The 22,524-nt window shown below is 71.6% G+C and carries 18 protein-coding genes; 11 read left to right on the top strand and 7 right to left on the bottom strand.

All coding sequences use genetic code 11. From position 1 onward, the window contains the following. The first annotated feature begins 109 nt into the window (after nucleotides 1–109). On the top strand, nucleotides 110–1,084 hold the full coding sequence (locus tag Psi01_RS27275; protein WP_204066973.1) for a dTDP-glucose 4,6-dehydratase: 975 nt from the start codon (nucleotides 110–112) through the stop codon (nucleotides 1,082–1,084). A gap of 79 nt (nucleotides 1,085–1,163) precedes the next feature. Here Psi01_RS27275 and Psi01_RS27270 read toward each other — a convergent pair whose 3' ends face one another. From Psi01_RS27270 to Psi01_RS27255, 4 genes are all read right to left on the bottom strand, one after another. After that, entirely contained in the window at nucleotides 1,164–2,405 is a 1,242-nt protein-coding gene (locus Psi01_RS27270; protein ID WP_204066972.1) for a cytochrome P450 family protein, read from the bottom strand. Nucleotides 2,406–2,440: 35 nt separating this feature from the next. Next, nucleotides 2,441–4,048 (bottom strand): MFS transporter, encoded by a 1,608-nt coding sequence (locus Psi01_RS27265; RefSeq protein WP_204066971.1) that lies wholly within the window; start codon nucleotides 4,046–4,048, stop codon nucleotides 2,441–2,443. Between the two features lie 12 nt (nucleotides 4,049–4,060). Beyond that, on the bottom strand, nucleotides 4,061–5,185 hold the full coding sequence (locus Psi01_RS27260; RefSeq protein ID WP_239128066.1) for an acyltransferase family protein: 1,125 nt from the start codon (nucleotides 5,183–5,185) through the stop codon (nucleotides 4,061–4,063). A gap of 183 nt (nucleotides 5,186–5,368) precedes the next feature. Further along, a complete protein-coding gene (locus tag Psi01_RS27255) occupies nucleotides 5,369–6,121 on the bottom strand; it encodes an SDR family NAD(P)-dependent oxidoreductase (protein ID WP_204066969.1) in 753 nt (250 codons plus the stop codon). Nucleotides 6,122–6,258: 137 nt separating this feature from the next. On the opposite strand from Psi01_RS27255, the gene Psi01_RS27250 reads away from it, so the two are divergent. Further along, complete coding sequence (locus Psi01_RS27250) at nucleotides 6,259–7,665, top strand: FAD-dependent oxidoreductase (RefSeq protein ID WP_204066968.1); 1,407 nt, start codon at nucleotides 6,259–6,261, stop codon at nucleotides 7,663–7,665. Beyond that, entirely contained in the window at nucleotides 7,662–8,996 is a 1,335-nt protein-coding gene (locus Psi01_RS27245; protein WP_204066967.1) for a condensation domain-containing protein, read from the top strand. Before Psi01_RS27250 ends, Psi01_RS27245 begins: the two co-directional genes overlap by 4 nt. A gap of 356 nt (nucleotides 8,997–9,352) precedes the next feature. Here the strand turns inward: Psi01_RS27245 and Psi01_RS27240 are convergent, their stop codons facing one another. After that, entirely contained in the window at nucleotides 9,353–10,138 is a 786-nt protein-coding gene (locus tag Psi01_RS27240; RefSeq protein ID WP_204066966.1) for an alpha/beta fold hydrolase, read from the bottom strand. A 213-nt stretch (nucleotides 10,139–10,351) separates the two neighbouring features. Between Psi01_RS27240 and Psi01_RS27235 the strand changes: the two genes are divergently transcribed. From Psi01_RS27235 to Psi01_RS27215, 5 genes are all read left to right on the top strand, one after another. Beyond that, nucleotides 10,352–11,590: a GNAT family N-acetyltransferase gene (locus Psi01_RS27235; RefSeq protein ID WP_204066965.1), complete on the top strand. Its 1,239-nt coding sequence runs from the start codon at nucleotides 10,352–10,354 to the stop codon at nucleotides 11,588–11,590. Between the two features lie 206 nt (nucleotides 11,591–11,796). Continuing rightward, a complete protein-coding gene (locus tag Psi01_RS27230) occupies nucleotides 11,797–12,522 on the top strand; it encodes an alpha/beta hydrolase (protein ID WP_204066964.1) in 726 nt (241 codons plus the stop codon). Between the two features lie 177 nt (nucleotides 12,523–12,699). Next, nucleotides 12,700–14,202, top strand: coding sequence for a benzoate-CoA ligase family protein (locus Psi01_RS27225; protein ID WP_204066963.1), 1,503 nt, complete (start codon nucleotides 12,700–12,702; stop codon nucleotides 14,200–14,202). Beyond that, nucleotides 14,199–14,999: a tryptophan 2,3-dioxygenase gene (locus Psi01_RS27220; protein WP_204066962.1), complete on the top strand. Its 801-nt coding sequence runs from the start codon at nucleotides 14,199–14,201 to the stop codon at nucleotides 14,997–14,999. The genes Psi01_RS27225 and Psi01_RS27220 overlap by 4 nt, the downstream gene beginning before the upstream one ends. After that, a complete protein-coding gene (locus Psi01_RS27215; protein ID WP_204066961.1) occupies nucleotides 14,996–16,252 on the top strand; it encodes a kynureninase/PvdN C-terminal domain-containing protein in 1,257 nt (418 codons plus the stop codon). The genes Psi01_RS27220 and Psi01_RS27215 overlap by 4 nt, the downstream gene beginning before the upstream one ends. Before the next feature lie 120 nt (nucleotides 16,253–16,372). On the opposite strand, the gene Psi01_RS27210 is transcribed toward Psi01_RS27215, so the two are convergent. After that, a complete protein-coding gene (locus Psi01_RS27210) occupies nucleotides 16,373–17,686 on the bottom strand; it encodes a nucleotide sugar dehydrogenase (protein ID WP_239128049.1) in 1,314 nt (437 codons plus the stop codon). 238 nt (nucleotides 17,687–17,924) lie between these two features. On the opposite strand from Psi01_RS27210, the gene rfbH reads away from it, so the two are divergent. Continuing rightward, entirely contained in the window at nucleotides 17,925–19,289 is a 1,365-nt protein-coding gene (rfbH, locus tag Psi01_RS27205; protein ID WP_307819274.1) for a lipopolysaccharide biosynthesis protein RfbH, read from the top strand. Between the two features lie 67 nt (nucleotides 19,290–19,356). After that, a complete protein-coding gene (locus Psi01_RS27200) occupies nucleotides 19,357–20,388 on the top strand; it encodes a glucose-1-phosphate thymidylyltransferase (RefSeq protein WP_204066959.1) in 1,032 nt (343 codons plus the stop codon). A 369-nt stretch (nucleotides 20,389–20,757) separates the two neighbouring features. Here the strand turns inward: Psi01_RS27200 and Psi01_RS27195 are convergent, their stop codons facing one another. Beyond that, entirely contained in the window at nucleotides 20,758–21,168 is a 411-nt protein-coding gene (locus tag Psi01_RS27195; RefSeq protein ID WP_204066958.1) for an SgcJ/EcaC family oxidoreductase, read from the bottom strand. 257 nt (nucleotides 21,169–21,425) lie between these two features. Between Psi01_RS27195 and Psi01_RS27190 the strand changes: the two genes are divergently transcribed. Continuing rightward, complete coding sequence (locus tag Psi01_RS27190) at nucleotides 21,426–22,439, top strand: ATP-grasp domain-containing protein (RefSeq protein ID WP_204066957.1); 1,014 nt, start codon at nucleotides 21,426–21,428, stop codon at nucleotides 22,437–22,439. The last annotated feature ends 85 nt before the right edge of the window (nucleotides 22,440–22,524 follow it).

Here is a 22,524-nt window from a genome sequence, read left to right as displayed (position 1 = left end):
TGCGCGAGATGCGGCGCGCCGACGATAGGAGATGCTCTTCTGTATATGTCGTGCAATTTTAAGGAGTGTCTCATGTGTTTTCCCGCTGACCGTTCCGGGACCGGCTGACATGGCGGGCGCACGCGTGGTCGTGACCGGCGGTTCCGGTTTCATCGGCAGGCATCTGGTGCGGCGGCTGCTCGCCCGCGGAGACGAGGTGACGGTCTTCGACCGCGAACCCGATCCGGGGGTGCGCACGGTCGCCGGGGACATCCGCGACGGGGCGCGGCTGGCCGAGGCGATCGGCGCCGGGGTGGAGGTGGTCTACCACCTGGCCGCCGAGGTCGGGGTGGACCGGTACCTGGCGCGCCCCCTCGACGTGATCGACGTCAACTTCCAGGGCACCAGGAACGTGCTGGAGCGGGCCGCGGCGGTCGGCGCCCGCGTGGTGGTGGCCAGTACCAGCGAGGTGTTCGGCAAGAACCCCGCCGTGCCGTGGGCGGAGGACGCCGACCGGGTGCTCGGCTCCACCGCCGCCGACCGCTGGACCTACTCCTCGGCCAAGGCCATGTCGGAGCACCTGACGCTGGCGTTCTGCAGGCAGTACGGGCTGCACGCCACGATCGTGCGGTACTTCAACGCCTACGGCCCCGGTCAGCGGCCCGCCTTCGTGATCAGCCGGACCGTTCACCGGGCGCTCAACGGGCAGCCGCTCGCGCTGTACGACGGCGGCCGGCAGACCAGGTGCTTCACCTACGTCGAGGACGCGGTGGCGGGCACCGTGCTGGCCGCCGACAGGGGCGCCGCGGGCGAGGTGTTCAACCTGGGCAGCATGACCGAGAGCACCGTCCGGGAGGCGGTCACCACAGTGGCGGCGCTGACCGGGGCGGTCACCGTGGAGGTGGACGCGCGGGCCGCGCTTGGCCCCGCCTACGAGGACGTGCCGCGACGCGCGCCCGACAGCTCCAAGGCCCGCCGCCTGCTGGGCTGGACGGCGACGACCCCGCTGGCCGAGGGCGTCGCGCGGACCGTCGAGTGGGCCAGGGCGAACCCGTGGTGGCTCGCCCAGCCCGACTCGGGCGTCCCCGTCGCCGCGGCGAGCTGATCGCGCGAAAGAGCCTCCGCACCGGACCCGGTGCGGAGGCTCTTTCGCGGTACGGGGCGCCCGGTCGCGGGGAGCCGGGTTACGACACCGCGGCCGGCACCGGAGCGGTCAGGCGCACCGGGAGCGCCCGGTGCCCGTTCATGATGAACGTCGGCAGCGGCACCAGCTCCTGCCGGTCCACCGCCAGGCTGAGCTCGGGGAACCGCTCGAACAGCGACGACAGCCCGATCGTGGCGACCGCCCTGGCGATCGAGGCGCCGAGGCAGTAGTGCGGCCCGTACCCGAACGACAGATGCTCCTTGTCCGGCCGGGTGAGGTCGAAGCGGCCCGCGTCCGCCCCGTGCAGCGCCGGGTCGCGGCCCACCGCGGCGTAGTTGATCAGGATCGGGTCGCCCTGGGGGATCGTGACGCCGTCGAGGCGGATGTCGGTGACCGCGTACCGCAGCGGCAGGTGCGCCAGCGGCGACTCCACCCGCAGGGTCTCGTCGATCACGTCGTCCCAGGTGGACCGGCCCGACCTGACCAGTTCGAGCTGCTCGGGGTGCGAGAGCAGCGCGGTGATCGCGTTGTCGAAGAAGTTGATCGTGGTCTCCGAGCCGGCGCCGAGGATCGCGAAGATCGTGTCGGTGAGCTCGACCTCGGACAGCCGCGAGCCGTCGGTGTCGCGCGCCGTCACCAGGTCGGTGGTGATGTCCTCACCCGGGTTCCTGCGCTTCTCCGCGATGAGCTCGGCCATGGCGCCGCGCCATCCGGACAGGATCGCCTGGGCCTGCTCCGGCGTGACGGTGGTGTCCACCATCATGTCGATGACCTTGGCGGTGGCCGCGCGTGCCTCCTCCGACATGCCGATCAGGTCCGCGACCAGCATGGCCGGCAGCGGGTAGGCGAAGCGCTCGCGCAGGTCGACCACCTCACCGGGCTCCACCGCCTCCAGCGCGTCCAGGAGGTGGTTCGTGAGCGCGGTGATGCGCGGCTTGATCGCCTCGGTCCTGCGCGGCGTGAAGGCCTTGCCGACCAGCCTGCGCAGCCGGACGTGGTCCTTGCCGTAGGCGGTGACCATGTTGTCCATGGCGATCCAGCTGATCATCTCCCAGTCCGGCGGGATCTCCCCGTTGATGAACGCGGGCCAGTGGTTGCGCGCGCTCTTGGTGACGTTGGGCTCGGCGAGCAGCTGCCTGACCGCCTCGTGGGTGTTGACCGACCAGGCGAGCACCCCACCGGGGAGCTCCACCTGGACGGCGTGGCCCTGAGCGCGCAGGAAGTCGGTCTCCGCATGGATGTCACGGCCGGTGGTGTCGAGAACGGGGCAGCGTCTTTCCACTGTGGTCTCCATAGAACTCAGCGATTCGGACGGAGTCAGACCTTGGCCGACTCGGGCTCCTCGGCGGCGTGCGCGGCGGGTTCCGCGGTCGCCTCCTGCGCGGCGGGCTCCTGCGCGGCCTGTTCCTGGCCGGTCGCCGGCACCTTCCTGAGCGTGACCAGCGCGACGGCGGCCAGGCCCAGGGCGAGGACCGCGCTGACGCCGGTGGCGGCGTTCACCGCCGTGGTGAAGGCCTCGCGCCCGGCGGCGAGCAGCTCGGCGGCCACGGGCGCGCTCGCCTGCTGCGCCGCGTTGATCGCCCCCGCGATGCCCTCACCGGCGGTGTTCGCCAGAGCCGGCGGCACGGACGGGGGCAGGGCGCCGGAGATCTGGGCGCTGTAGACGGCGGTGCCGACGCTGCCCAGGACGGCCACGCCCAGCGCGATGCCGAGTTCGCCGCCGGTCTCCGAGACCGCGGAGGCGGAACCGGCCCGCTCGGGCGGGACGGAACCGAAGATCAGGGCGTTGCCGAGCGCGCCCATCGGTCCCGCGCCGATCGAGCCGATGACCAGGCCGGTCAGCACCAGGCCCACGCCGGAGGCGGCGTCGACCTGGCTCAGCACGAGGTAGCCGACCGCCATGACCGCCAGGCCCGCCGCGATGACGTACCCGGGGCGCACCTTCCGCGCGATCACGGGCGCCAGCAGCACGCTCGCGATGGTCGCCGCGGTCGAGGGCACCACCCACAGCCCCGTCGCCAGAGGCGACAGGCCGACCACGGTCTGCAGGAACATGCTGACCAGGAAGAAGCTGCCGTTGACGATGCCGCCGAGAACCATGATCGACACCGCGGCCCGGAAGACCGGCAGCTTGAACAGTCCCAGGTCGAGCAGCGGCGACTCCAGCCTGCGCTGCCGCCGTACGAACGCCAGGGCGAAGACGAGCCCCGCCACGACGGCGACGCCGTACCACGGCTGCCAGCCGTGCTTGGCCAGCTCCTTCAGCCCGTAGACGAAGGGCAGGATGGCCGCCATCGACAGCGCGACGCTGGGCAGGTCGAGCCGGCCGCCCTCGGGGTCGCGATACTCGGGCAGCAGCGCGGGCCCCGTCGCCAGCAGCAGCACCATGACCGGTACGGCCAGCAGGAACACCGAGCCCCACCAGAAGTTCTCCAGCATCACGCCGCCGACCACCGGCCCCAGCGCGATGCCGCCCATGAAGCAGGCCATCCACACCGAGATCGCGGTGCCCATCTGGGCGGGGTCCTTGAAGATGGTGGCGATCAGCGACATCGTCGAGGGCATGATGGTGGCGCCGGCCACGCCGAGCAGCGCGCGGGAGAAGATGAGCATCTCGGCGCTGGGGGAGTAGGCGGCCAGCACGGAGGCGGCGGTGAAGGCGGCGGCGCCGATGAGCAGCAGCTTGCGCCGCCCGATGAGGTCGCCGAGCCGGCCCATGGTGACCAGGAGCCCGCCGATGACGAAGCCGTAGATGTCGGTGATCCACAGCTGCTGGGTGAGCGAGGCCCCCAGCTCCGAGCTGAGGTGCGGCAGGGCCAGGTACAGCACGCTCATGTCGATCGAGAGCAGCAGCGTGGGCAGGGCCAGGACGGCCAGCGCCAGCCACTCGCGGGTACCGGCCTTCACCGGTGCGTTCACGTCCATCGAGGTCCCTTCTCAGTTGGTCAGCGCGCCCACGGGCGGCTGCTCGACGGTCTCCCGCTTCACGGCGGGCTTGCGGGACTTGCTCCAGTACTTCATGGCCGGCCGTTCCACCAGCGTGTAGAGCAGCCAGCCCGTCACGACGGTGGCGGCGGCGAGCGCGATCACGAGCAGGGTGCCGCCCACGGGGCCGTACTCGGCCTGGCCCAGCACCGCCTCGCGCAGCCAGTACAGGACGATGGACTGGGTCAGGTAGAAGCCGAAGGAGATCTGTCCCAGCCAGACCATGGGCCGGGTGCCGAAGAACGTCCTGCGGCCCTCGAGGTTGGCCTTGGCGAAGGTGCCGATGGCCAGCGCGAAGGGGACGGCGGTCACCAGGGAGACGCTGTAGGGCCAGGGGATGTACAGCGTGGCCGCGTAGCCGGCCAGCACCAGCGCCGTCACCGGGAGCAGCCCGATGCGCGGCCACCTGCCGGCCATGACGATCCTGGCCAGGATCATGCCGAGCACGAACTCGAAGAGCCGCACGGGCGGGAACAGGTAGACGAACCAGAACTGCGTCAGCGACAGCGCCTCGCCCGGGTACTTCGGCGCGTCGGGCACCAGGGTCAGCGTGACCAGGCACACGAGGGCCATGCCGACGGCGGCCAGGCCCGCCCACAGCCACAGGCGGTTGTCGGCGATCTTCCTGATCGGAATGATCAACGCGGGGAACAGCAGGTAGAACAGCATCTCCGCGCTCAGCGACCAGGCCGGCATGTTCGCGCCGCCCCAGATGCCGTTGTCGGTGGTGAAGGGGTTGAGCAGCAGCAGGTTCGGCAGGCCCCACAGCGCCGTGTACGACCCGGCGAACAGCAGCATGGCGAGCGCCCACGTCACCACGTGATTCGGCATGATCTTCACGACGCGGCGCCGGTAGTAGGCACGGATCCGGTCACCCGGCTTGGCCGACCACGTGATCACGAAGCCGCTCAGGATGAAGAAGAACGACACTCCGATGGAACCGCCGGGATAGAACAGCCACATCAGGGTCTGGGTGATGCCGTCGTCCGCGAACGGGGTCGCCGGATTCTGGTTTCCCATCGTGAAGGGGAAAATGACGTGGCTCAGGAAAACCAGTAATGCGGCGATGATGCGCATTCCCGTCAGCGCGGGCAGATCTCCGCGTACGGCAGGGGGTGTGGAGGACACGTTGGGTTCCTTTCTCTGGGAATGCCCTGCTCCATCTTTCGAGCGGCCATCTGCCCGCCGCATCTCGCCACGTGCGGACTTACGGATGAGCAGCTCACCGACGCACAGAGGCACGGCTTGCAGGGGCTCGGCTCACAGGGGCACCGAGGTGGTCAGCCCGCCGTCCACCCGCAGCTCCTGCCCGGTGATGTACGACGAGCGGGCGGAGAGCAGGAACGCCGCCGCGTCCGCCACGTCCTCGGCCGTCCCGAGCCGCCCGAGCGCCACCTGCGCCCGGCACGCCTCCTGCGCCTCCGGCGTGTTGGAGATGGCCTCGAACATCTCGGTGACGATGTAGCCGGGGCTGATCGCGTTGACCCGGATGCCGCCGGGCGCCAGGTCGGCCGCCAGCGTGCGCACCAGGTTGATCACGCCGGCCTTGCTGGCCGCGTACACCGAGGTGAAGGCCAGTCCGCGGTGGGCCAGCCAGGAGCCGTTGACGACCACGGAACCGCCGCCGGTCATCAGCCGCACCGACTGCTGGACGGTGAAGTAGACGCCCTTGAGGTTGGTGGCGACGATGTCGTCGAAGGCCTCCTCGGTGACGTCGCCGCTGCGCGAGAAGCCGGCCACGCCCGCGTTGGCGAACACACCGTCGAGCCTGCCGAAGCCCTGCTCGATGCGCGACACCAGCGCACCGACCTCGGCGGGACGCGACACGTCGGTGGGCACGGCGAGCACCCGGTCGCCCGCGTCGAGCTCGCGCACCGCCTTGTCCAGGCGCTCGGGGCTGCGTCCCGCGAGCACGACCCGCGCGCCCTCGGAGAGGAGCCGCTGTGCGGTGGCCAGCCCCATGCCGCTGCCACCGCCGGTGATGAGAACCGCTTTGTCGGAAAACTCGTTCATGGGGCCAGAATCACACGGCGTCCCGCGCGGGATTTCCGAAGAATTGCGCTGCCGCGCGGCCAGCAATTCAGAAGATGTTACGAATCGCCTCCGGTGTGACCCTTTGGTGAACGCTAAAGCGCGCAGGAGGCGATCCGATGGGTGATGTGGCAAAGACCCGTGCGGTGGTGCTCGGCGGCAGTCTCGCGGGGCTTTTCGCCGCCAGAGTGCTCTCCGACGCCTACGACGAGGTGGTCATCGTCGACCGCGACGAGTTGATCGGTGTGCAGGGCCCGCGGCGGGGATGCCCGCAGAGCCGGCACATCAACGGTCTGCTGGCCCGCGGCCAGCAGGTCATGGAGGAACTGTATCCGGGCATCACCGAGGGACTGTTCGCCGACGGCGTGCCGACCGGCGACCTGGCCGGTGACGTGCGCTGGTATTTCAACGGCAAGCCGCTCCAGCGTCAGCACGCGGGCCTGGTCTGCGTGGCGGCCAGCCGCCCCAAGCTGGAGCACCACATCAGGGAGCGGACCAGGGTCCTGCCCGGCGTGGTCTTCGCCGAGCGGCACGACATCCTCGGCCTGGAGTTCAGCCCCGACGGCAGCCGTGTCACCGGCGCCAAGGTGCAGCCGCTCGACGGCGAGGGCGAGCCGCAGGTGCTCTCCGCCGACCTGGTGGTCGACGCCACCGGGCGCGGCTCCCGCACGCCGATCTGGCTGGAGGCCCAGGGCTACCCGCGGGTCGAGGAGGAGCGCACGAAGATCGGCCTGGGGTACGTCACGCAGCACTACCGCCTGAAGGAGGACCCCTACCACGGCGACCTGTCGATCAACCCGGTCGCCAACAAGGACCTTCCGCGCGGCGCCATCTTCACCAAGACCGACGGCGACCGCGTCGAGCTGACCACGTACGGAATCCTCGGCGACCACCCGCCCACCGACCAGGAGGGCCTGTACGCGTGGCTGAAGACGCTGGCCACGCCCGACATCTATGACGCCGTGCAGAACGCCGAGCCGCTGGACGAGCCCGTCGCCTTCCGCTTCCCGACGACGCTGCGGCGCCGGTACGAGAAGATGACGCGCTTCCCCGACGGCCTGCTGGTGACCGGCGACGCGGTGTGCTGCTTCAACCCCGTCTACGCGCAGGGCATGACCGTGGCCGCGCTGTCCGCCCTGGTCATCCGCCAGCACCTGCACACCGGTGCGCTGCCCGACCCCCTGCAGTACTTCGCCGACCTGGCCGGCAACGCCATCAACCAGCCGTGGGAGATGACGCACACGGTCGACATGGGCTTCCCCGGCGTGGAGGGCGAGCGCGGCCCCGCCGTCCGGGTGGCCGGGGCCTTCCTCGGCCTCGTGCAGGAGGCGGCCACCAAGGACCCCGTCGTGGCGGGGGCCTACATGCGCGGCGCGGGCCTCATCGACGGGCCCGAGGAGCTCATGAAGCCGCCGATGCTGGCCCGGATCCTGTGGAACGCGCTGCCCTGGGTCGGCACGCCCGCGCGGTCGAAGCACCGGCCGGCCCAGAACGACCGGACCCTGGCGAGGAGTGCGAAGCCGTGAGCGTCACCGAGTTGCTTCCGCTCTCCTGGAACCAGGGATTCCTGCGGGCCTGGGACCAGGGCGACCAGACGGGCCCCTTCGGCCCCCGCTACATCATCGTCTGCGGCTACCGGCTGACCGGGTCTCTCGACCCGGCGGTGCTGCAGGAGACGCTGGACGAGGTCGTGGCGCGGCACGAGGCGCTGCGCACCGAGATCGTCCGCGACGGCGACGGCCACCAGGTCGTCCACCCGCCCAGCCGGGTCCGGATCACCGTGCGCGACCTGCCCGGCGACGACCGGGACCGGCGCGCGGAGGAGCTGCTCAACGACGCCGAGGCGGAGCCGTTCCCGATCAGGGAGCTGCCGCTGATCCGCGCGGTGCTCGGCCGCTTCGACGACGAGGACGCGGTGCTGGGCCTGGTCGCCCACCACACCGCCGTCGACGAGTGGTCGATCCGGCTGATCATGCGGGACGTGGCGCACGGGTACGCCGTGCGCACCGGTCATCGGCCGCCGGCCCTGCCCGAGGTGTCGCAGTACCGCGACTACGTGGACTGGGAGCGCGCGGGCGCCGGCGGGGACGGCAACGACAAGGCGCTGGCGTACTGGCGCGAGAAGCTGGCGGGCGCGCAGGTCCTGGGGACCGTGACCGACCACCTGCGCTCGGCCGGCCTGCCCAAGACCACGGCCTGGCGGCGCTTCAGCCTGCCGGGCACGCTGACCGGGGCCGTCAGGGACATCGTGAAGGAGACGCGCAGCTCGCCGTTCATGGTGCTGCTCGCCGCCTACGCGGTCTATCTGGGCCGGCGCGAGGGCACCGACGACGTCGTCGTGCCGAGCTTCTCCTCGGGACGCGGGCCCGCCCGCTTCCACGAGACCGTCGGGTCGTTCTTCAACTACCTGCCGTTCCGGGTGAACCTGGAGGACTGCGGCACCTTCCGGGACGTCATCACCCGCACCCGGCTGACCTGCGTCGAGGCCTACGCCAACGACCTGCCGTTCGGGCAGATCCTCGGCGTCGCGCCCGAGCTGATGACCCCGGTGACCAAGGACGACTGCGCCGTGGTCGCCTTCCAGGTCTTCAAGTCGCCGCCCGGCGGCGAGCGCGGGCGCGTGGGCGGGCTGGCGTACGAGGTCATCCACCGCAGGCGGCTGTCGCAGTGGGACGGCGGCGACGTGCCCGACGGCGGCATGTGGCACCTGGAGATCGACTCCACCGGTGACATCGTGGGCTCGTTCGCCTTCAACACCAACCTGTACGCCGAGCAGACGGTCGACAGGATGATCGAGGACTTCGGCGCCCTGCTGAAGGAGCTGACCTCCGACCCGCACGGGCCGCTGCGGCTCTGAGGCGGGACCGGCCCCGGGCGGCCGGCGAGGGAGACCTCGCCGGCCGCCCGATCGGTGTGTCCCATGTGCCCTGTGTGCCCTGTGTGCTCCGGGTCTCTGCTCCGGGGCTGCTCGCGGCGGACGGAACGCACGCCCGTACAGACATGCCCGTACAGACATGCCCGTACAGACATGCCCATGCAGACGTGACAGAACGTCCGCCCGTACGGACATGAAAGAACGGACGTCCGAAGATGACGGACGCCCGAACACGACGGACGCCGGGGCGTGTGGCATGGCGACCCGCCCCGTCGACGTCCCGTTCCGCTGTCCCGGCCGCCGGGGACGACTATCTCTCCTGGCCGTCGCCGCCCGGGTCAGCCGCGGAAGTACTCGGCCACGGGCGGCGCCAGCGCCTCGGGGGAGATGTCGTGGCCGTGGCCCTCCAGCACCTTGAACTCGCCGCTCGGCACCGCCTCCGCCACCGCCTTGGCGGCGCCCTGCATCCAGGCGCCGCTGTTGCCGCCCGCCAGGGCCAGCGTCGGCACCTTGATCCTGGCGAGATCCTCGACCGGCAGCCTGTTGCCCGGCCCGCACACCGCGGCCTCGTACACCAGCGTGTGCGCCACCGCCGTCATCCCCTCCCAGTAGGGGGACTCCTTCATCTGCCCGACCATCTCGGCGGGCACCTCGGCCGCCTCGACCATGAACCGCTCGACGACCTCACCCCGCTTGCCCTCGGCCACCAGCGTGGCGAGCTGCTCGCGGAAGTCCTCGGCGATCGGCTGCCTGGAGTCGTCGACGATGAACGGCGGCTCGTACACCGCCACCTTGGTGACGGGCAGGCCGGCCGCGGCCGCCCGCAGCGCCAGCGCGCCGCCCGAGGACCCCCCGAACACCGCCGCCGAACCCCCGGCCGCCTCGATGATCGCGGCCAGGTCCTCGATCTCGCGCTCCACCTCGTACGACTCGTTGTCGGAGCTGCCGCCCCGTCCCCGCCGGTCGTAGTTGTAGACCGTGAACTCACCCGACAGTGCGGCCGCCAGACCGGCCCAGATCGGGTGCGTGCGGTCGCTGAATCCTCCCTGGACCAGCACCACGGCCGGACCGGACCCGGACCGGTCGTAGGCGATGGTGGTGCCGTCCGCCGACTTCACGTCCATGCGCTCTCCCCTTCGCTGAAGGCAACCCGGACCGGATGCCGGGCACAGGTCACTCAAAGATGCCGTAAGCATGGCGGCCGGGCTTCTTCCAGCATGCTTTTTCCGCGAATGGCGTAACGCACGCAGGAAGAGGCGCTGCGCAATTCAAAAGGTGATTCACGGTACGCGGCCAGGTCACGATACGAAAGCATCGACAATCCGGAGGCTTTGGTCATGGCTGTGGCTGGTCAGAACGACGAAGTGACGATCGAGGTACCCACCCGAGAGGATTGGGAGGACATTTATGCGATGTTCTCCGCCGGCATCAACATCGACGGCGACCCGCAGAGCCTGGAGGCGGAGCGCCCGCTGTTCGAGCCGGAGCGCTCGCTGATCGTGCGCGCCGGTGACCGCGTCGTCGGCACGCTCGGCGCCAACACCCGCCAGATCGCCGTCCCCGGAGCCGTGGTGCCCGCCGCGCACGGCTGCCGTGGCGCGGTCTCGGCCACCGTGCGCCGCCAGGGCATCCTCACCCGCCTGATGCGCAGGCACTTCGAGGACGCGCGGGCGCTCGGCGAGCCCATCACGCTCTGCTGGGCCAGCGAGGGCCGCATCTACGGCCGCTTCGGCTACGGCCTGGCCGTGCGCAGGCTCGGGCTCAACGTCAACGCCCGCGAGGTCACCGTGCCCAGGGGCGAGGAGCCCGGCAGGATCGTCGAGGGCACGGTCGCCGACCTGCGCGACGCGCTGGTCAAGGTGTACGACCAGGTCTACGCCGACCGCCCCGGCTGGTCCGAGCGGACCGCCGAGCACTGGGACTACCGGCTGTCCGACCACATGGCGGCCCGCCAGGGCGCCTCGGCGCTGCGCGTCGTGGTGCACGAGGGCGACGACGGCATCGACGGCTACGCCCTGTGGCGGGTCAGGGGCAACTGGACCGCCAACGGCCCCATCGGTGACGTCGTGGTGGTGGAGCAGGTCTCGACCACCCCGGAGGCCTACCGGGCGCTGTGGCGCTTCCTGCTGTCGGTCGACCTCACCCGCTCGGCCTCGACCTGGGCGGTCGGCGTCGACGAGCCCCTGTTCCACTGGGTCGGCGAGCCGCGTCAGCTCGACGCGCACCTGTGCGACGCGCTGTGGATCCGCGTCGTCGACGTGCCCGGGGCGCTGGCCGCCCGGAGATACGCGACGTCGGTCGACATCGTGATCGAGGTCACCGACGAGTTCATGCCGGAGAACTCGGGCACCTACCGGCTGACCGGCTCGCCGGAGTCGGCCACCTGCACGCCCACCTCGGAGCAGCCCGAGCTGTGGCTCGACGTCCGCGCGCTCGGCGCGGTCTACATGGGCGGCACCTCGCTGTCGGCGCTGGTCCAGACGGGCCAGGTCAAGGAGGTACGGCCCGGCGCGCTCGCCGCGGCCTCGACCGCGTTCAGGTGGCACACCTCGCCGTACGCCTTCGAACTGTTCTGACCGCGCCCGGGGATCGCGCCCGGGGATCGCGCCCGGGGATCGCGCCCGGGGATCGCGCCCGGGGATCGCGTACGTCCCTTCCCCGGACACCGAGGCCGTCGCCTCATGGCCACCCGTCATCACCGGCCGTCCGCCCGATGACGCCCGCGGGCACCCCCGCCGGCGGTGGTCACGGGCGACGGCCGCCGACCTTCACGGGCCCGCGCATGCCTTACTACGAGCTGCTGTCACGTCACGTCAGAACGCCTGACCGGGTCATCCGCTACGGACCCCACCCCGACCAGGTCGTCGACCTGCTGGAGGGAGGCGGGCGCGGGGTCGTCATCCTCGTGCACGGCGGGTTCTGGCGCGCAGAGTACGACCGCCTCCACGTCCGCCCCATGGCCGACGCCCTGGCCGCCGGCGGCTACACGGTCTGCTCCGTCGAGTACCGCCGCATCGGCCACGAGGGCGGCGGCCATCCCGGCACGTTCGACGACATCGCCGCCGCCGTCGCCGCGGTCCTGGCCGAGGCGCCCGCCCGCGGCCCCGTCGTCCTGGCCGGCCACTCGGCCGGCGGCCACCTCGCGCTCCGGCACGGCTGCCCGGGCGGGATCGCCGGCGTGGTGGCCCTGGCCGCCCTGTCGGACGTGGGCAGGACGCACGCCGAGGGCCTCGGCGGGGGAGCCGCCGCGGCGCTGGTCGGCGGCCGTACCGAGCTGTTGCCCGAGGTGGACACCATGCGCCTGCCCTGGCGCGGCGACGGCGCCCTGGTACTGGTGCACGGCGCCAAGGACCGCGTCGTGCCGGTCGAGATGAGCCGCGACTACGCCGCCCGCAACCCGGCCGCCAAGCTGGTCGAGCTGCCCGACGTCGGGCACTTCAAGCTCATCGACCCGCTCTCCCGCGCCTGGCCCGCGGTCCGCGCCGCCATCGACGAGGTCGCCGTCTGAGAACCGTTCTTCTCTTCCGGCCGGTCGAAGGCGCCGGCCGGATTCAGCGTGCCCGGAGCGATTCCGCACCCAGCAATAAATTGGCACAAAACTGTCAGCACCCCCCATCTTGCTGACTCCCTCACGCCTCCCTTCGCCACGGTCCGCCAGGCACCGTGAGAGGTGAAGGAGGCACCCATGAATTCCCTGAACATCGCGGAGCGGTTCCTCGACGGGAACGACGGCGACAGGACCGCGCTCATCACCCCATCGGGCCCGCTCAGCTACGCGGACCTGCGCTCGCTGGCCGCCCGGGCCGGCAACGCGCTGCGCGCCCTGGGGGTTCGCCGCGGCGACCGCGTCCTGATCTGCCTCAGCGACGGTCCCGAGTTCGTCGCCACGTGGTACGGCGCCCAGCTCATCGGCGCGGTCACCGCCGAGGTCTACACCTACCTCCAGCCCAAGGACTACCGCTACTTCCTCGAATACGCCGAGCCGCGCGTCATCGTCACCGGCGCCGCCGCGCTCGGCGGGCTGCGCGCCGCGGGGGCGCGCGGCCTGCTGGTGGCCGGCGTGGCGGAGGGCGAGCTGCTGCCCGGCGAACGGCACTTCGGCACGCTGGTGGACGCCCAGGACGACCTGCTGGAGCCGGTCCCCGTGGCGGCCGGCGACGTCGCGCTGTGGAAGTTCACCACGGGCAGCACGGGCGCGCCGCGCGCGTGCGTCCTGCCCGCCAGGAGCCCGCACCTGAGCTTCGAGGGGTACGCCAAAGGCGTGCTCGGCATCGCGCCCGACGACGTCGTGCTGCCGGTGCCCAAGCTGTTCTTCGGCTACGCGCGCGACCTGACGGCGCTGTTCCCGTTCGGCGTGGGCGCGGCGGGGATCGTCTTCCCCGAGCGCAGCACGCCGGAGCGGATCTTCGAGCTGATCGCCGAGCACCGGCCCACGATCCTGGTCAACGTGCCGACCATGATGAGCGCCATGCTCGCCCATCCCGACGCCGCCCGGCAGGACCTCGGCAGCCTGCGGGTGTGCGTCTCGGCGGGTGAGGCCCTGCCGGCCGAGCTGCACCGCCGGTGGCTGGAGACCTTCGGCGTCGAGGTGGCCGACGGGCTGGGCTCCTCGGAGGCGTATCACATCTTCCTGTCCAACCGGCCCGGTGAGAGCCGCGCCGGCAGCCTGGGCACCCCGGTGCCCGGCTACCGGCTGAGGGTCGTGGACGAGCACGGCGGGCCGGTGCCGGACGGCGAGGCGGGCCGATTGGAGATCACCGGAGAGGCGACGGCGATGGAGTACTGGCGGGACCCCGACAGGTCGGCGGCCACCTTCGTGGCCCCGGGCACCGTGCGCTCGGGTGATCTGGTGAGCAGGGACGCCGACGGTTTCTTCCACTATCGCGGCCGCGTCGACGACCTGCTGAAGGTGGGCGGGGTGTACGTGGCGCCCGCCGAGATCGAGAACTGCCTGCGCGGCCATCCGGCGGTGGCCGACTGCGCGGTGGTGGGCTACGAGGCCGGCGGGCTGGTGCTGCCCCGCGCGCACGTGGTGGCCGCGGCGCCGTTGACGGCCCAGGAGGTGAAGGACTACGTGCGGGCGCGGCTGGCGCCGTACAAGTATCCGAGGGATGTGATGTTCGTGGACGCGTTGCCGCAGACCGCCTCCGGCAAGGTGAACAGGCGAGCCCTGGAGGCGGTGGCATGAACGGCTCCGCGCTGGCTCAGGGGACCCGCCTGACCTACTCCTCCTATCTTGAGCTCGACCGGCTGCTCGACGTGCAGCGGCCCCGCTCGCGCGGTCACGACGAGATGATGTTCATCGTCGTGCACCAGGTCTACGAGCTGTGGTTCAAGCTGCTGCTGCACGAGCTGAGCCGCCTGCAGGAACGCCTGGAGGCCGGCGACAGCGGCCCGGCGCTGCACACGCTGCGGCGCTGCGTGGCCGTGCTGCAGGTGGCCGTCGACCAGATGGACGTCATGGACACGCTGACGCCCGCGCAGTTCGCCGGGTTCCGCGGCTGCCTGGGCTCCGCGAGCGGCGCGCAGTCCGCGCAGTTCCGCGAGCTGGAGGCGGTGCTGGGGCTGCGCGACCACGCCGCGCTGGAGCACTACGAGGAGGGCGGCGCCGAACGGCTGCGCATCGAGGCCGCGATGGGCAGGCGGTCCGTGCTCGACTCCTTCCTGTGCTATCTGTCGCTGCAGGGCTATCCGGTGCCCGCCGAGGTGCTGCGCAGGGATCCCGCCCTGCCCTTCGAGGCCACTCAGGCGGTACGCGAGGTGCTCGTCCAGGTCAACCGGGACGACATGGTGCCCGCCCAGGTGGGGGAAGGGCTGCTGGACCTGGACCAGCTGCTGCAGGAGTGGCGCTACCGGCACACCAAGATGGTGCAGCGCATGATCGGGGCCCGGCGCGGCACCGGCGGCAGCTCCGGCGCCGCCCACCTGGCCACGACCTGGGCCACCCCGACCTTCCCCGTACTGTGGGAGGTGCGCGGCGCATGAACGGCGACCTGTCGGCGTACCTCGCGCCGCACTACACGATGTTCCGCGTCTCGGAGCGCCTGCTTCTCACCGGCCACTCGCACCAGGCCTGGCCGGACGTCGCGCTCGACGGCCAGCTGGAGGCCTTCCAGGACGCCGCGCTCGACGTGGACGCCAAATGGGGCCGGGCCATGGACAAGGCGGAGCAGGTGCGGGCCGGCTTCCGGCGCGCGCTCGGCGACCCGGCCGCCGACCTGGCGCTCGGCTCCAGCACCCACGAGCTGGTGCTCCGCTTCCTCTCCGCGCTGCCGCTCGGGGAACGGCCCAGGCTGGTGACCTCCGACGGGGAGTTCCACACGTTGCGCCGCCAGCTCGGCCGGCTGGCGGAGGAGGGCCTGGAGCTGGTGCGCGTGCCCGCCGAGCCCGTCGCCACCCTGCCGGAACGGCTGGCGGCGGCGGTCGACGACAGGACCGCCGCGGTGCTGGTCTCGGCGGTGATGTACGAGACCGCCAAGATCGTGCCGGACCTCGCAGCGCTGGCGGCGGAGTGCGAGCGCAGGGGCGCGCAGCTGCTCGTCGACGCCTACCACGCGCTCGGCGTCGTCCCCTTCTCCGCCGCGGCGATCCCCTCGGCGTGGATCGTCGGCGGCGGGTACAAGTACCTCCAGCTCGGCGAGGGGAACTGCTTCCTGCGCGTCCCGCCGCACGCCGCCGGGTACCGCCCCGTGATCACCGGCTGGTTCGCCGAGTTCGCCGAGCTGTCCGCCGAGACGAGGCCGGACCGGGTGGCCTATCCGCCGGGCGCGCAGGCCTTCTCCGGCGCCACCTACGACCCGACCAGCCACTACCGCGCGGCCCGCGTGTTCGGCTTCTTCGACGAGCACGGCCTGACCCCCGCCCTGCTGCGCCGGGCCTCCCAGCGCCAGCTCGCCCGGCTGTGCGCGCGCTTCGACGCCATGGACACCGGCGGGCTGATCAGCAGGGACACCGGCACGCCGCCGGAGGGCCTGGGCGGGTTCCTCGCCCTGCGGTCACCGCACGCGGCGCGGCTGTGCGACGGGCTGGCCGCCCGGGGCGTGCTCGCCGACAGCCGCGGCGACGTGTTGCGGCTCGGTCCCGCGCCGTACCTGTCGGACGCCCAGCTCGACGCCGCGATGGACGCCCTGGACGCCGAGCTGGCCGCCGTACGGGCGCACCGGCCGGTATCGCGCCCGGTCCGTCCGGCGTCCGCGGATCAGGCGGCGGCCCGTCCGGTGCTCACGAGCCCGCGTTAGGCGGGAGCCGGGCGGGAACGCCGGAGGGCCGTCGCCGATCGGATCGGCGACGGCCCTCCGTCACGCCTGCGTCGTGTCCTCGTCTGTGTCATGCCTCCGTCATGCGGCGGATGCGCCCTCTCAGCGTCCGACGCCCGCGTAGGCGTAGCCCAGCCCGCGCAGCTCGGAGATCTTCTCCTTGCCGTAGTAGGCCCGCCCGTCCAGCACCAGGCACGGGTCCGCCACCGGCAGGCCGGCGAAGTCGAGGGAGGCGAACTCCTGGTGCAGGGCCATGAGGGCGACGCAGTCGGCGTCCCGGACGGTCTCGCCCAGGCTCGCCGACGGGACGATCCCCAGCAGGACCTCCGCCTGCAGGGGGTCCACCAGCGGGTCGTAGACGCGGACGGTGACCCCGGCCTTGGTCAGGGTCGTGACGACGCCCTCCACCGGGGTGGCCCGCAGGTCGCCGGTGTCGTTCTTGAACGCCGCGCCCAGCACGGCGACCGTCGACCTGGCCGGGTCCTTGCCGAGCCGTACCAGCCCGTCGATGATCAACTGGGCCGTGTACTCCGGCATCCCCGTGTTGACCGCCCGGCCGGTCGGCGCGGTGTGGATCTCCAGGCCGCGCTCCCGGGCCGTGTGCCAGACCATCCACGGGTCCTTGACCAGGCAGGACCCGCCGACGCCGACGCTGGGCAGCAGGATGTTGACCTTCCCGGTGCCCTTGGGGACCGTGTTGGCCGCCGAGATCACGTCGAGGACGTCCACCTCGAACAGGCCGCAGAACTTGGCGAGCTCGTTGGCGAGCGCGATGTTCAGGTCGATCCACCAGTTGTCGGCCAGCTTGACGATCTCCGCGGTCTCCGGCGAGGCCAGCGGGATCACCTCGACCCCGAGCGCCCGGCGCCAGAAGTCCGCCGCGTCCCGCGTGCTGTCGGCGTCGATCCCGCCGACCACGATCGGCAGCGAGCGCAGCTCGCGCAGCGCCGTACCCTCGGCGAACCGCTCGGGGGTGAAGGCGAGCCCGAAGTGCTCGCCGCAGACGAGCCCGCTCTCCTGCAGCAGGGGCAGGACGAACTCGCGGGTCGTGCCCGGCGGCACGGTGCTCTTGAGCACCAGCAGGTGCCCCTCGCGCAGGTGGCGGCTCACCCGCAGGCACGCCTCCCGCAGCTGCTCGTCCATCAGGGACCCGTCGGCGCCGACCGGTGTGCCGACCGCGATCAGCAGGACGTCGGCGTCGCGGACGGCGGCGTAGTCGGTGGTGACGCGCAGCCGCCCGGCCGCGATGCCGTCCCGCAGCAGGCCGGCCAGGCCGTCCTCCTGGTAGCGGCAGTGGCCCGCGGTCAGTTCCTCGACGAGCCGGGAGTCGGTGTCCACTCCGACGACGTCCCAGCCGCGTTCGGACAGGACCGCCGCGAAACAGGAGCCGACATAACCGAGGCCGATAATCGCCACTTTCGGGTCTTCGCTGGCAGGTAGAAAACGCATGTGAATCTCCCTACAACAGGAATGCGGCCGATTTTTCTGATTCCGGACAATGGACACCAGCCGCCTCGGATCCTCTCCTTTCACAAGCACATAGCGCGGGTCGGCCGTACCGCATCTCTTGGCGTGCCGGACGGGTGTCTGCGGTGCTCGGCGGCTTTCGCGCCGCAATGCAGGAGATGCACGGGCAACTGCGGAGAACGATCCTGTGAAGGTGCGATCAGAGGGGGTGATCTCCCTCGTCGACCCGATGAGTGAGGGGCCGGAGATGAACGAGCACAAGGCGCTGATCCTGGACGAGGTGCGCAAGTACCACCAGGACATCGAGGTCTCAGGGGAGTTCGTGCCCGGCGTCACCGAGATCTGGCCGACGGGCGCGGTGCACGACGTCGAGGACCGCGTGGCCCTGGTCGAGGCCGCGCTCGAACTGCGGGTCGCCGGGGGGTCCAGGGCGCGCAGGTTCGAGTCCGTCTTCGCGCGCAAGATGAAGCGGCGCAAGGCGCTGCTGGCCAACTCCGGCTCCTCGGCCAACCTGCTGGCGTTGTCGGCCCTGACCTCCCACCGGCTGGAGGACGCGCGCCTGCGCCCGGGCGACGAGGTGATCACCGTCGCGGCGGCGTTCCCCACCACGGTGAACCCGATCCTGCAGAACGGCCTGGTCCCGGTCTTCGTGGACGTCGAGCTCGGCACCTACAACCCCACGGTGGAGGCGGTCGCGCGGGCGATCGGGCCGAAGACCAGGGCGATCATGATCGCGCACACGGTCGGGAACCCGTTCGAGGTCGCGGAGATGGCCCGGCTCGCCGACGAGCACGAGCTGTTCCTGATCGAGGACAGCTGCGACGCCGTCGGGTCGACCTACGACGGCGAGCCGGTCGGCACCTTCGGCGACCTCACCACCGTGAGCTTCTATCCGGCGCACCACATGACGATGGGGGAGGGCGGCTGCGTCCTGACCTCGAACCTGCTGCTGGCCCGGATCGTCGAGTCGCTGCGCGACTGGGGCCGGGACTGCTGGTGCGAGCCGGGCGAGAGCAACACCTGCCTCAAGCGCTTCAACTACCAGATGGGCACGCTGCCGCACGGCTACGACCACAAGTACATCTACTCCCACGTCGGGTACAACCTGAAGATCACCGAGCTGCAGGCCGCGCTGGGCCTGAGCCAGCTCGACAAGCTCGACGACTTCTGCGCGGCCCGCCGCCGTAACTGGCGCCGGCTGCGCGAGGGGCTGGAGGGCGTGCCCCACCTGCTGCTGCCCGAGGCGACCCCGCGCAGCGACCCGAGCTGGTACGGCTTCGTCGTCACGGTCGACCCGCAGGCGCCGTTCGGCGCCAAGGAGCTGGTGGACTTCCTGGAGGACCGGAAGATCGGCACGCGCCGGCTGTTCGCCGGGAATCTGATCCGCCACCCCGCCTACGCCGACCAGGACTACCGCGTCGTCGGCGAGCTGACCAACACCGACATCATCACCACCCAGACGTTCCACATCGGCGTCTACCCCGGGCTGACCGACGAGATGATCGACTACGTCGTGGCCTCCTTCAAGGACTTCGTGCGAGCGCGCGGGTGACCGTCCGGGCCGCGGCGAGATCGGCGGCCTTCCCTGACGCCCCCGGCAGATCCGGAAGAGTGAACAGATGAAGGCACTGGTACTGTCCGGCGGGTCCGGGACCCGCCTGCGTCCCTTCAGCTACTCCATGCCCAAGCAGCTCATCCCGATCGCCGGCAGACCGGTCCTGGAGCACGTGCTGGGCAACATCCGTGATCTCGGGGTGACCGAGGTCGGCATCGTGGTGGGCGCCTGGGCGGGGGAGATCGCCGCGGCGATCGGCGACGGCTCGCGTCTCGGTCTGCGCGTCACCTACATCCGCCAGGACAGGCCCCTGGGACTGGCGCACGCGGTGCGGACGGCGCGCGGGTTCCTCGGCGACGACGACTTCGTCATGTACCTCGGCGACGTCATGCTCCCGGACGGCGTGGCCGATCTCGCCGAGCGGTTCCGGGCCGAGCGGCCCGCGGCGCAGGTCGTGGTGCACCGGGTGGCCGACCCCCGCGGCTTCGGGGTCGTGGAGCTGGACGCGGGCGGCGCCGTACGGCGGCTGGTGGAGAAACCCCGGCGGCCGCGCAGCGACCTGGCCCTGGTCGGCGTCTACTTCTTCGGCCCCGCCATCCACGAGGCGGTCACCGCCGTCGCCCCCGGCAGGCGGGGCGAGCTGGAGATCACCGACGCGATCCAGTGGCTGGTCACGCGGGGGGCGAAGGTCGCGGCCGTCGAGTACGGGGGCTACTGGAAGGACACCGGCCAGGCCGACGACGTGCTGGAGTGCAACCGGCACCTGCTGGGCGGGCTGGGCGGCAGAGCCGTCGTCCATCCCACGGCCCGCGTGGTGCGCTCCCTGATCGAGGGTCCGGCGATCGTCGGCGCGAACACCGTCATCGAGGACTGCCACCTCGGCCCCGGCGTCTCCATCGGCCGTGACTGCGTCCTGCGCGGCACCCGGCTGTCCGACTCGATCGTGCTCGACGGGGCGTCGATCGAGGAGGTCCGGGGGATGCACGGCTCGATCATCGGGCGCTCGGCCGTCGTCCGGCCGGCGGACCGTGACGGGATGCGCCACCGGCTCCTGGTGGGCGACAACACGCGGATCGAGATCCCGGTCTCCATCTGAGTCCCGGTCGTCGTCCCGGTCTCCTCGGTCTCCGTCCGGGTCCCGGTCGTCGTCCCGGTCTCCTCGGTCTCCATCTGGGTCCCGGTCGTCGTCCCGGTCTCCTCGGTCTCCGTCTGGGTCCCGGTCGTCCTCGGTCTCCGTCCGGGTCCCGGTCGTCTGAGCTCCGGCGGCCTCTCCGGGTGATCTATGCGCCGTGACGGACTCACCGGGCCGTCTCCGTACCGTGTCCCGGGCGATCTCCGCGCGGTGCCGGTCTCCCGTAAAGCGATGCCGGTCTCCCGGAAACGAGCGGGCCCCCGGTGGGAGGACGCTGCCGGGAGCGTCCTCCCACCGGGGGCCTTCACGCCGACGACCGCGCCGACGACGGGGTCAGGCGCCGATGGGCGTGTTCTGGTACGCGGTGACCAGCCACTGCCCGTCCTGCTTGGCGAGCACCCAGGTGGCCCGGATGGCCCGCTCGGGCGCGACCTCGGTCTCCTCGCCGTGCAGGACGCCGCCCCGGGTGACCAGGACCGCGACGTCCTCGGTGACGAACCTCGCCGACAGGGGCTCGCCGGCCACCCGGGTCCCCTTCAGCGGGCCGGAGTAGGCGAATCCCATGAAGGCCCGGATGCCCTCGCGGCCGGCGACGTAGATGTCACCGGGAAGGATCATGGTGGCGTCCTCCGTGAACACCTCGGCGAAGGCGTCGCCGTCGTTGGCGGCCCAGGCGGCGATGATGCGCTGCGGCACCTGCCGGATGGCCGTCGTCTCGTCGATGGTGGTCGATGCAGGGCTCATGGTTCGTTCCTTCACTCAGCGGCTGGGACGGGGAAGGGGAGGGAACGGACCGGCGCGGACGCCGGAACGGGGCCCGGCCACCGGCCCTCACCTTCGCATGGTGTTCGCTGCGCACGCCGCGGCGCATCTCTCGGCGTGCGGTGCCCGCTCCCGGGCCGCGACAGGCACGCAATCCGGGAGATGTGCCGCATAAGCCCCCGAAGGACGATGGATACCAGGCCGTCTCGAAGAAGATCGCCGACGAACGGAGGCCCGTGATGCGGAACGACAGGATCCTCATGGTCATGCCGGACCGGCGGCACGTCCGCAAGGCCGTGGCGGAGGGCCTGCGGGTCTACGCGATCTGGGATCCGGCCCTCAAGGGCCGCGATCACCTCGAGGACGTGGCCCGCGACGCCGAGCAGCTGGTGCTCACCGACTTCACCGACGTGGCCGCCCTGCGCACGCTGGTGTTCACGACCGCCGTGCGCAGGGACGTGGCGCACATCCTGCACCTGGGATGGCACGACACGCAGCTGGCGGTGTGCGAGGAGGCGCGGGTCCTGGGGATGTCGCCGCACCCGCCCGGGTGCCTGCTCCTGATCAACGACAGGCGGCGGATGCGGCGGCTGCTGAGCGAGGCCGGCCTTCCCTTCGTCACCTCGGTCGAGGAGTTCCTGCGCGGCCCGGTGCTCACCGTGCAGACGCTCACGGTGGACGGGCGCCATCACGTGGTGGACATCCGGCCCAAAGCCGTGATCTCCCCGTTCCGCCTGCCGGAGACGGGCGGCCGGAGCATGCGGGAAGGCCCGGTGGGGCCGGGCGAGCCGGACGGTCCCGAGGACGCCGGACACCTGTATCCCACGTGGCTGCCCGCCTCCGCCCGTACGGAGACGGTCAAGCTCGTGACCGCCTTCCTGGACGCCACCGGGTACCGGTTCGGGCCCACCCGCACCGAGGTGATCCTGGGCGACGCCGGGCCGCTGGTGGTCGAGGCGCAGACGCGGCAGGCCGAGGAACGCGTCCTGTCGCTCATCGAGGCCGCCACCGGTGTGGACGTCGAGGCCGCCATGTTCCGGGCCCTGGCGGGCGGGCCGCTGCCGTTCCCGCTCCCGGACCGGGCCGCGCCCGCGGCCGTCCCCGCCCCTTCACCGCCGGCCTCTCCACCGCCGGCCTCTCCACCGCTGGCCTCCTCTGCGCCCGCCTCTCCGGCGCCGGCCCCCTTCGCGGCCCCCGCGGGTTTCCCGGCGCCTTCGGCCGCCCTGAGCGGCCCGAGGGTGTACACGGGCTGAGCGCCCCGGCGCCCGCCGCGCAATTTCAGAGATGTGCCCAGCCCTTTCAATTGTGACGATATATCAGCAGGAACCGGCATTAAAG

This window comes from Paraplanobispora siamensis, assembly GCF_016863175.1.
GTDB lineage: Bacteria > Actinomycetota > Actinomycetes > Streptosporangiales > Streptosporangiaceae > Planobispora > Planobispora siamensis.
Note: the sequence above shows the minus strand (reverse complement) of the source record. Positions and strands in the feature narration are given on the sequence as shown.

Excerpts from the sequence above, each read along its gene's own strand:
- Psi01_RS27200 (WP_204066959.1), top strand. The coding sequence starts at position 19,357 with ATGAAGGCACTGGTACTGTCCGGCGGGTCCGGGACCCGCCTGCGTCCC.
- Psi01_RS27235 (WP_204066965.1), top strand. The coding sequence starts at position 10,352 with ATGGCTGTGGCTGGTCAGAACGACGAAGTGACGATCGAGGTACCCACC.
- Psi01_RS27255 (WP_204066969.1), bottom strand. The coding sequence starts at position 6,121 with ATGAACGAGTTTTCCGACAAAGCGGTTCTCATCACCGGCGGTGGCAGC.
- Psi01_RS27220 (WP_204066962.1), top strand. The coding sequence starts at position 14,199 with ATGAACGGCTCCGCGCTGGCTCAGGGGACCCGCCTGACCTACTCCTCC.
- Psi01_RS27195 (WP_204066958.1), bottom strand. The coding sequence starts at position 21,168 with ATGAGCCCTGCATCGACCACCATCGACGAGACGACGGCCATCCGGCAG.
- Psi01_RS27225 (WP_204066963.1), top strand. The coding sequence starts at position 12,700 with ATGAATTCCCTGAACATCGCGGAGCGGTTCCTCGACGGGAACGACGGC.
- Psi01_RS27250 (WP_204066968.1), top strand. The coding sequence starts at position 6,259 with ATGGGTGATGTGGCAAAGACCCGTGCGGTGGTGCTCGGCGGCAGTCTC.
- Psi01_RS27240 (WP_204066966.1), bottom strand. The coding sequence starts at position 10,138 with ATGGACGTGAAGTCGGCGGACGGCACCACCATCGCCTACGACCGGTCC.
- Psi01_RS27275 (WP_204066973.1), top strand. The coding sequence starts at position 110 with ATGGCGGGCGCACGCGTGGTCGTGACCGGCGGTTCCGGTTTCATCGGC.
- Psi01_RS27260 (WP_239128066.1), bottom strand. The coding sequence starts at position 5,185 with ATGCGCATCATCGCCGCATTACTGGTTTTCCTGAGCCACGTCATTTTC.
- Psi01_RS27190 (WP_204066957.1), top strand. The coding sequence starts at position 21,426 with ATGCGGAACGACAGGATCCTCATGGTCATGCCGGACCGGCGGCACGTC.
- Psi01_RS27215 (WP_204066961.1), top strand. The coding sequence starts at position 14,996 with ATGAACGGCGACCTGTCGGCGTACCTCGCGCCGCACTACACGATGTTC.
- Psi01_RS27230 (WP_204066964.1), top strand. The coding sequence starts at position 11,797 with ATGCCTTACTACGAGCTGCTGTCACGTCACGTCAGAACGCCTGACCGG.
- Psi01_RS27265 (WP_204066971.1), bottom strand. The coding sequence starts at position 4,048 with ATGGACGTGAACGCACCGGTGAAGGCCGGTACCCGCGAGTGGCTGGCG.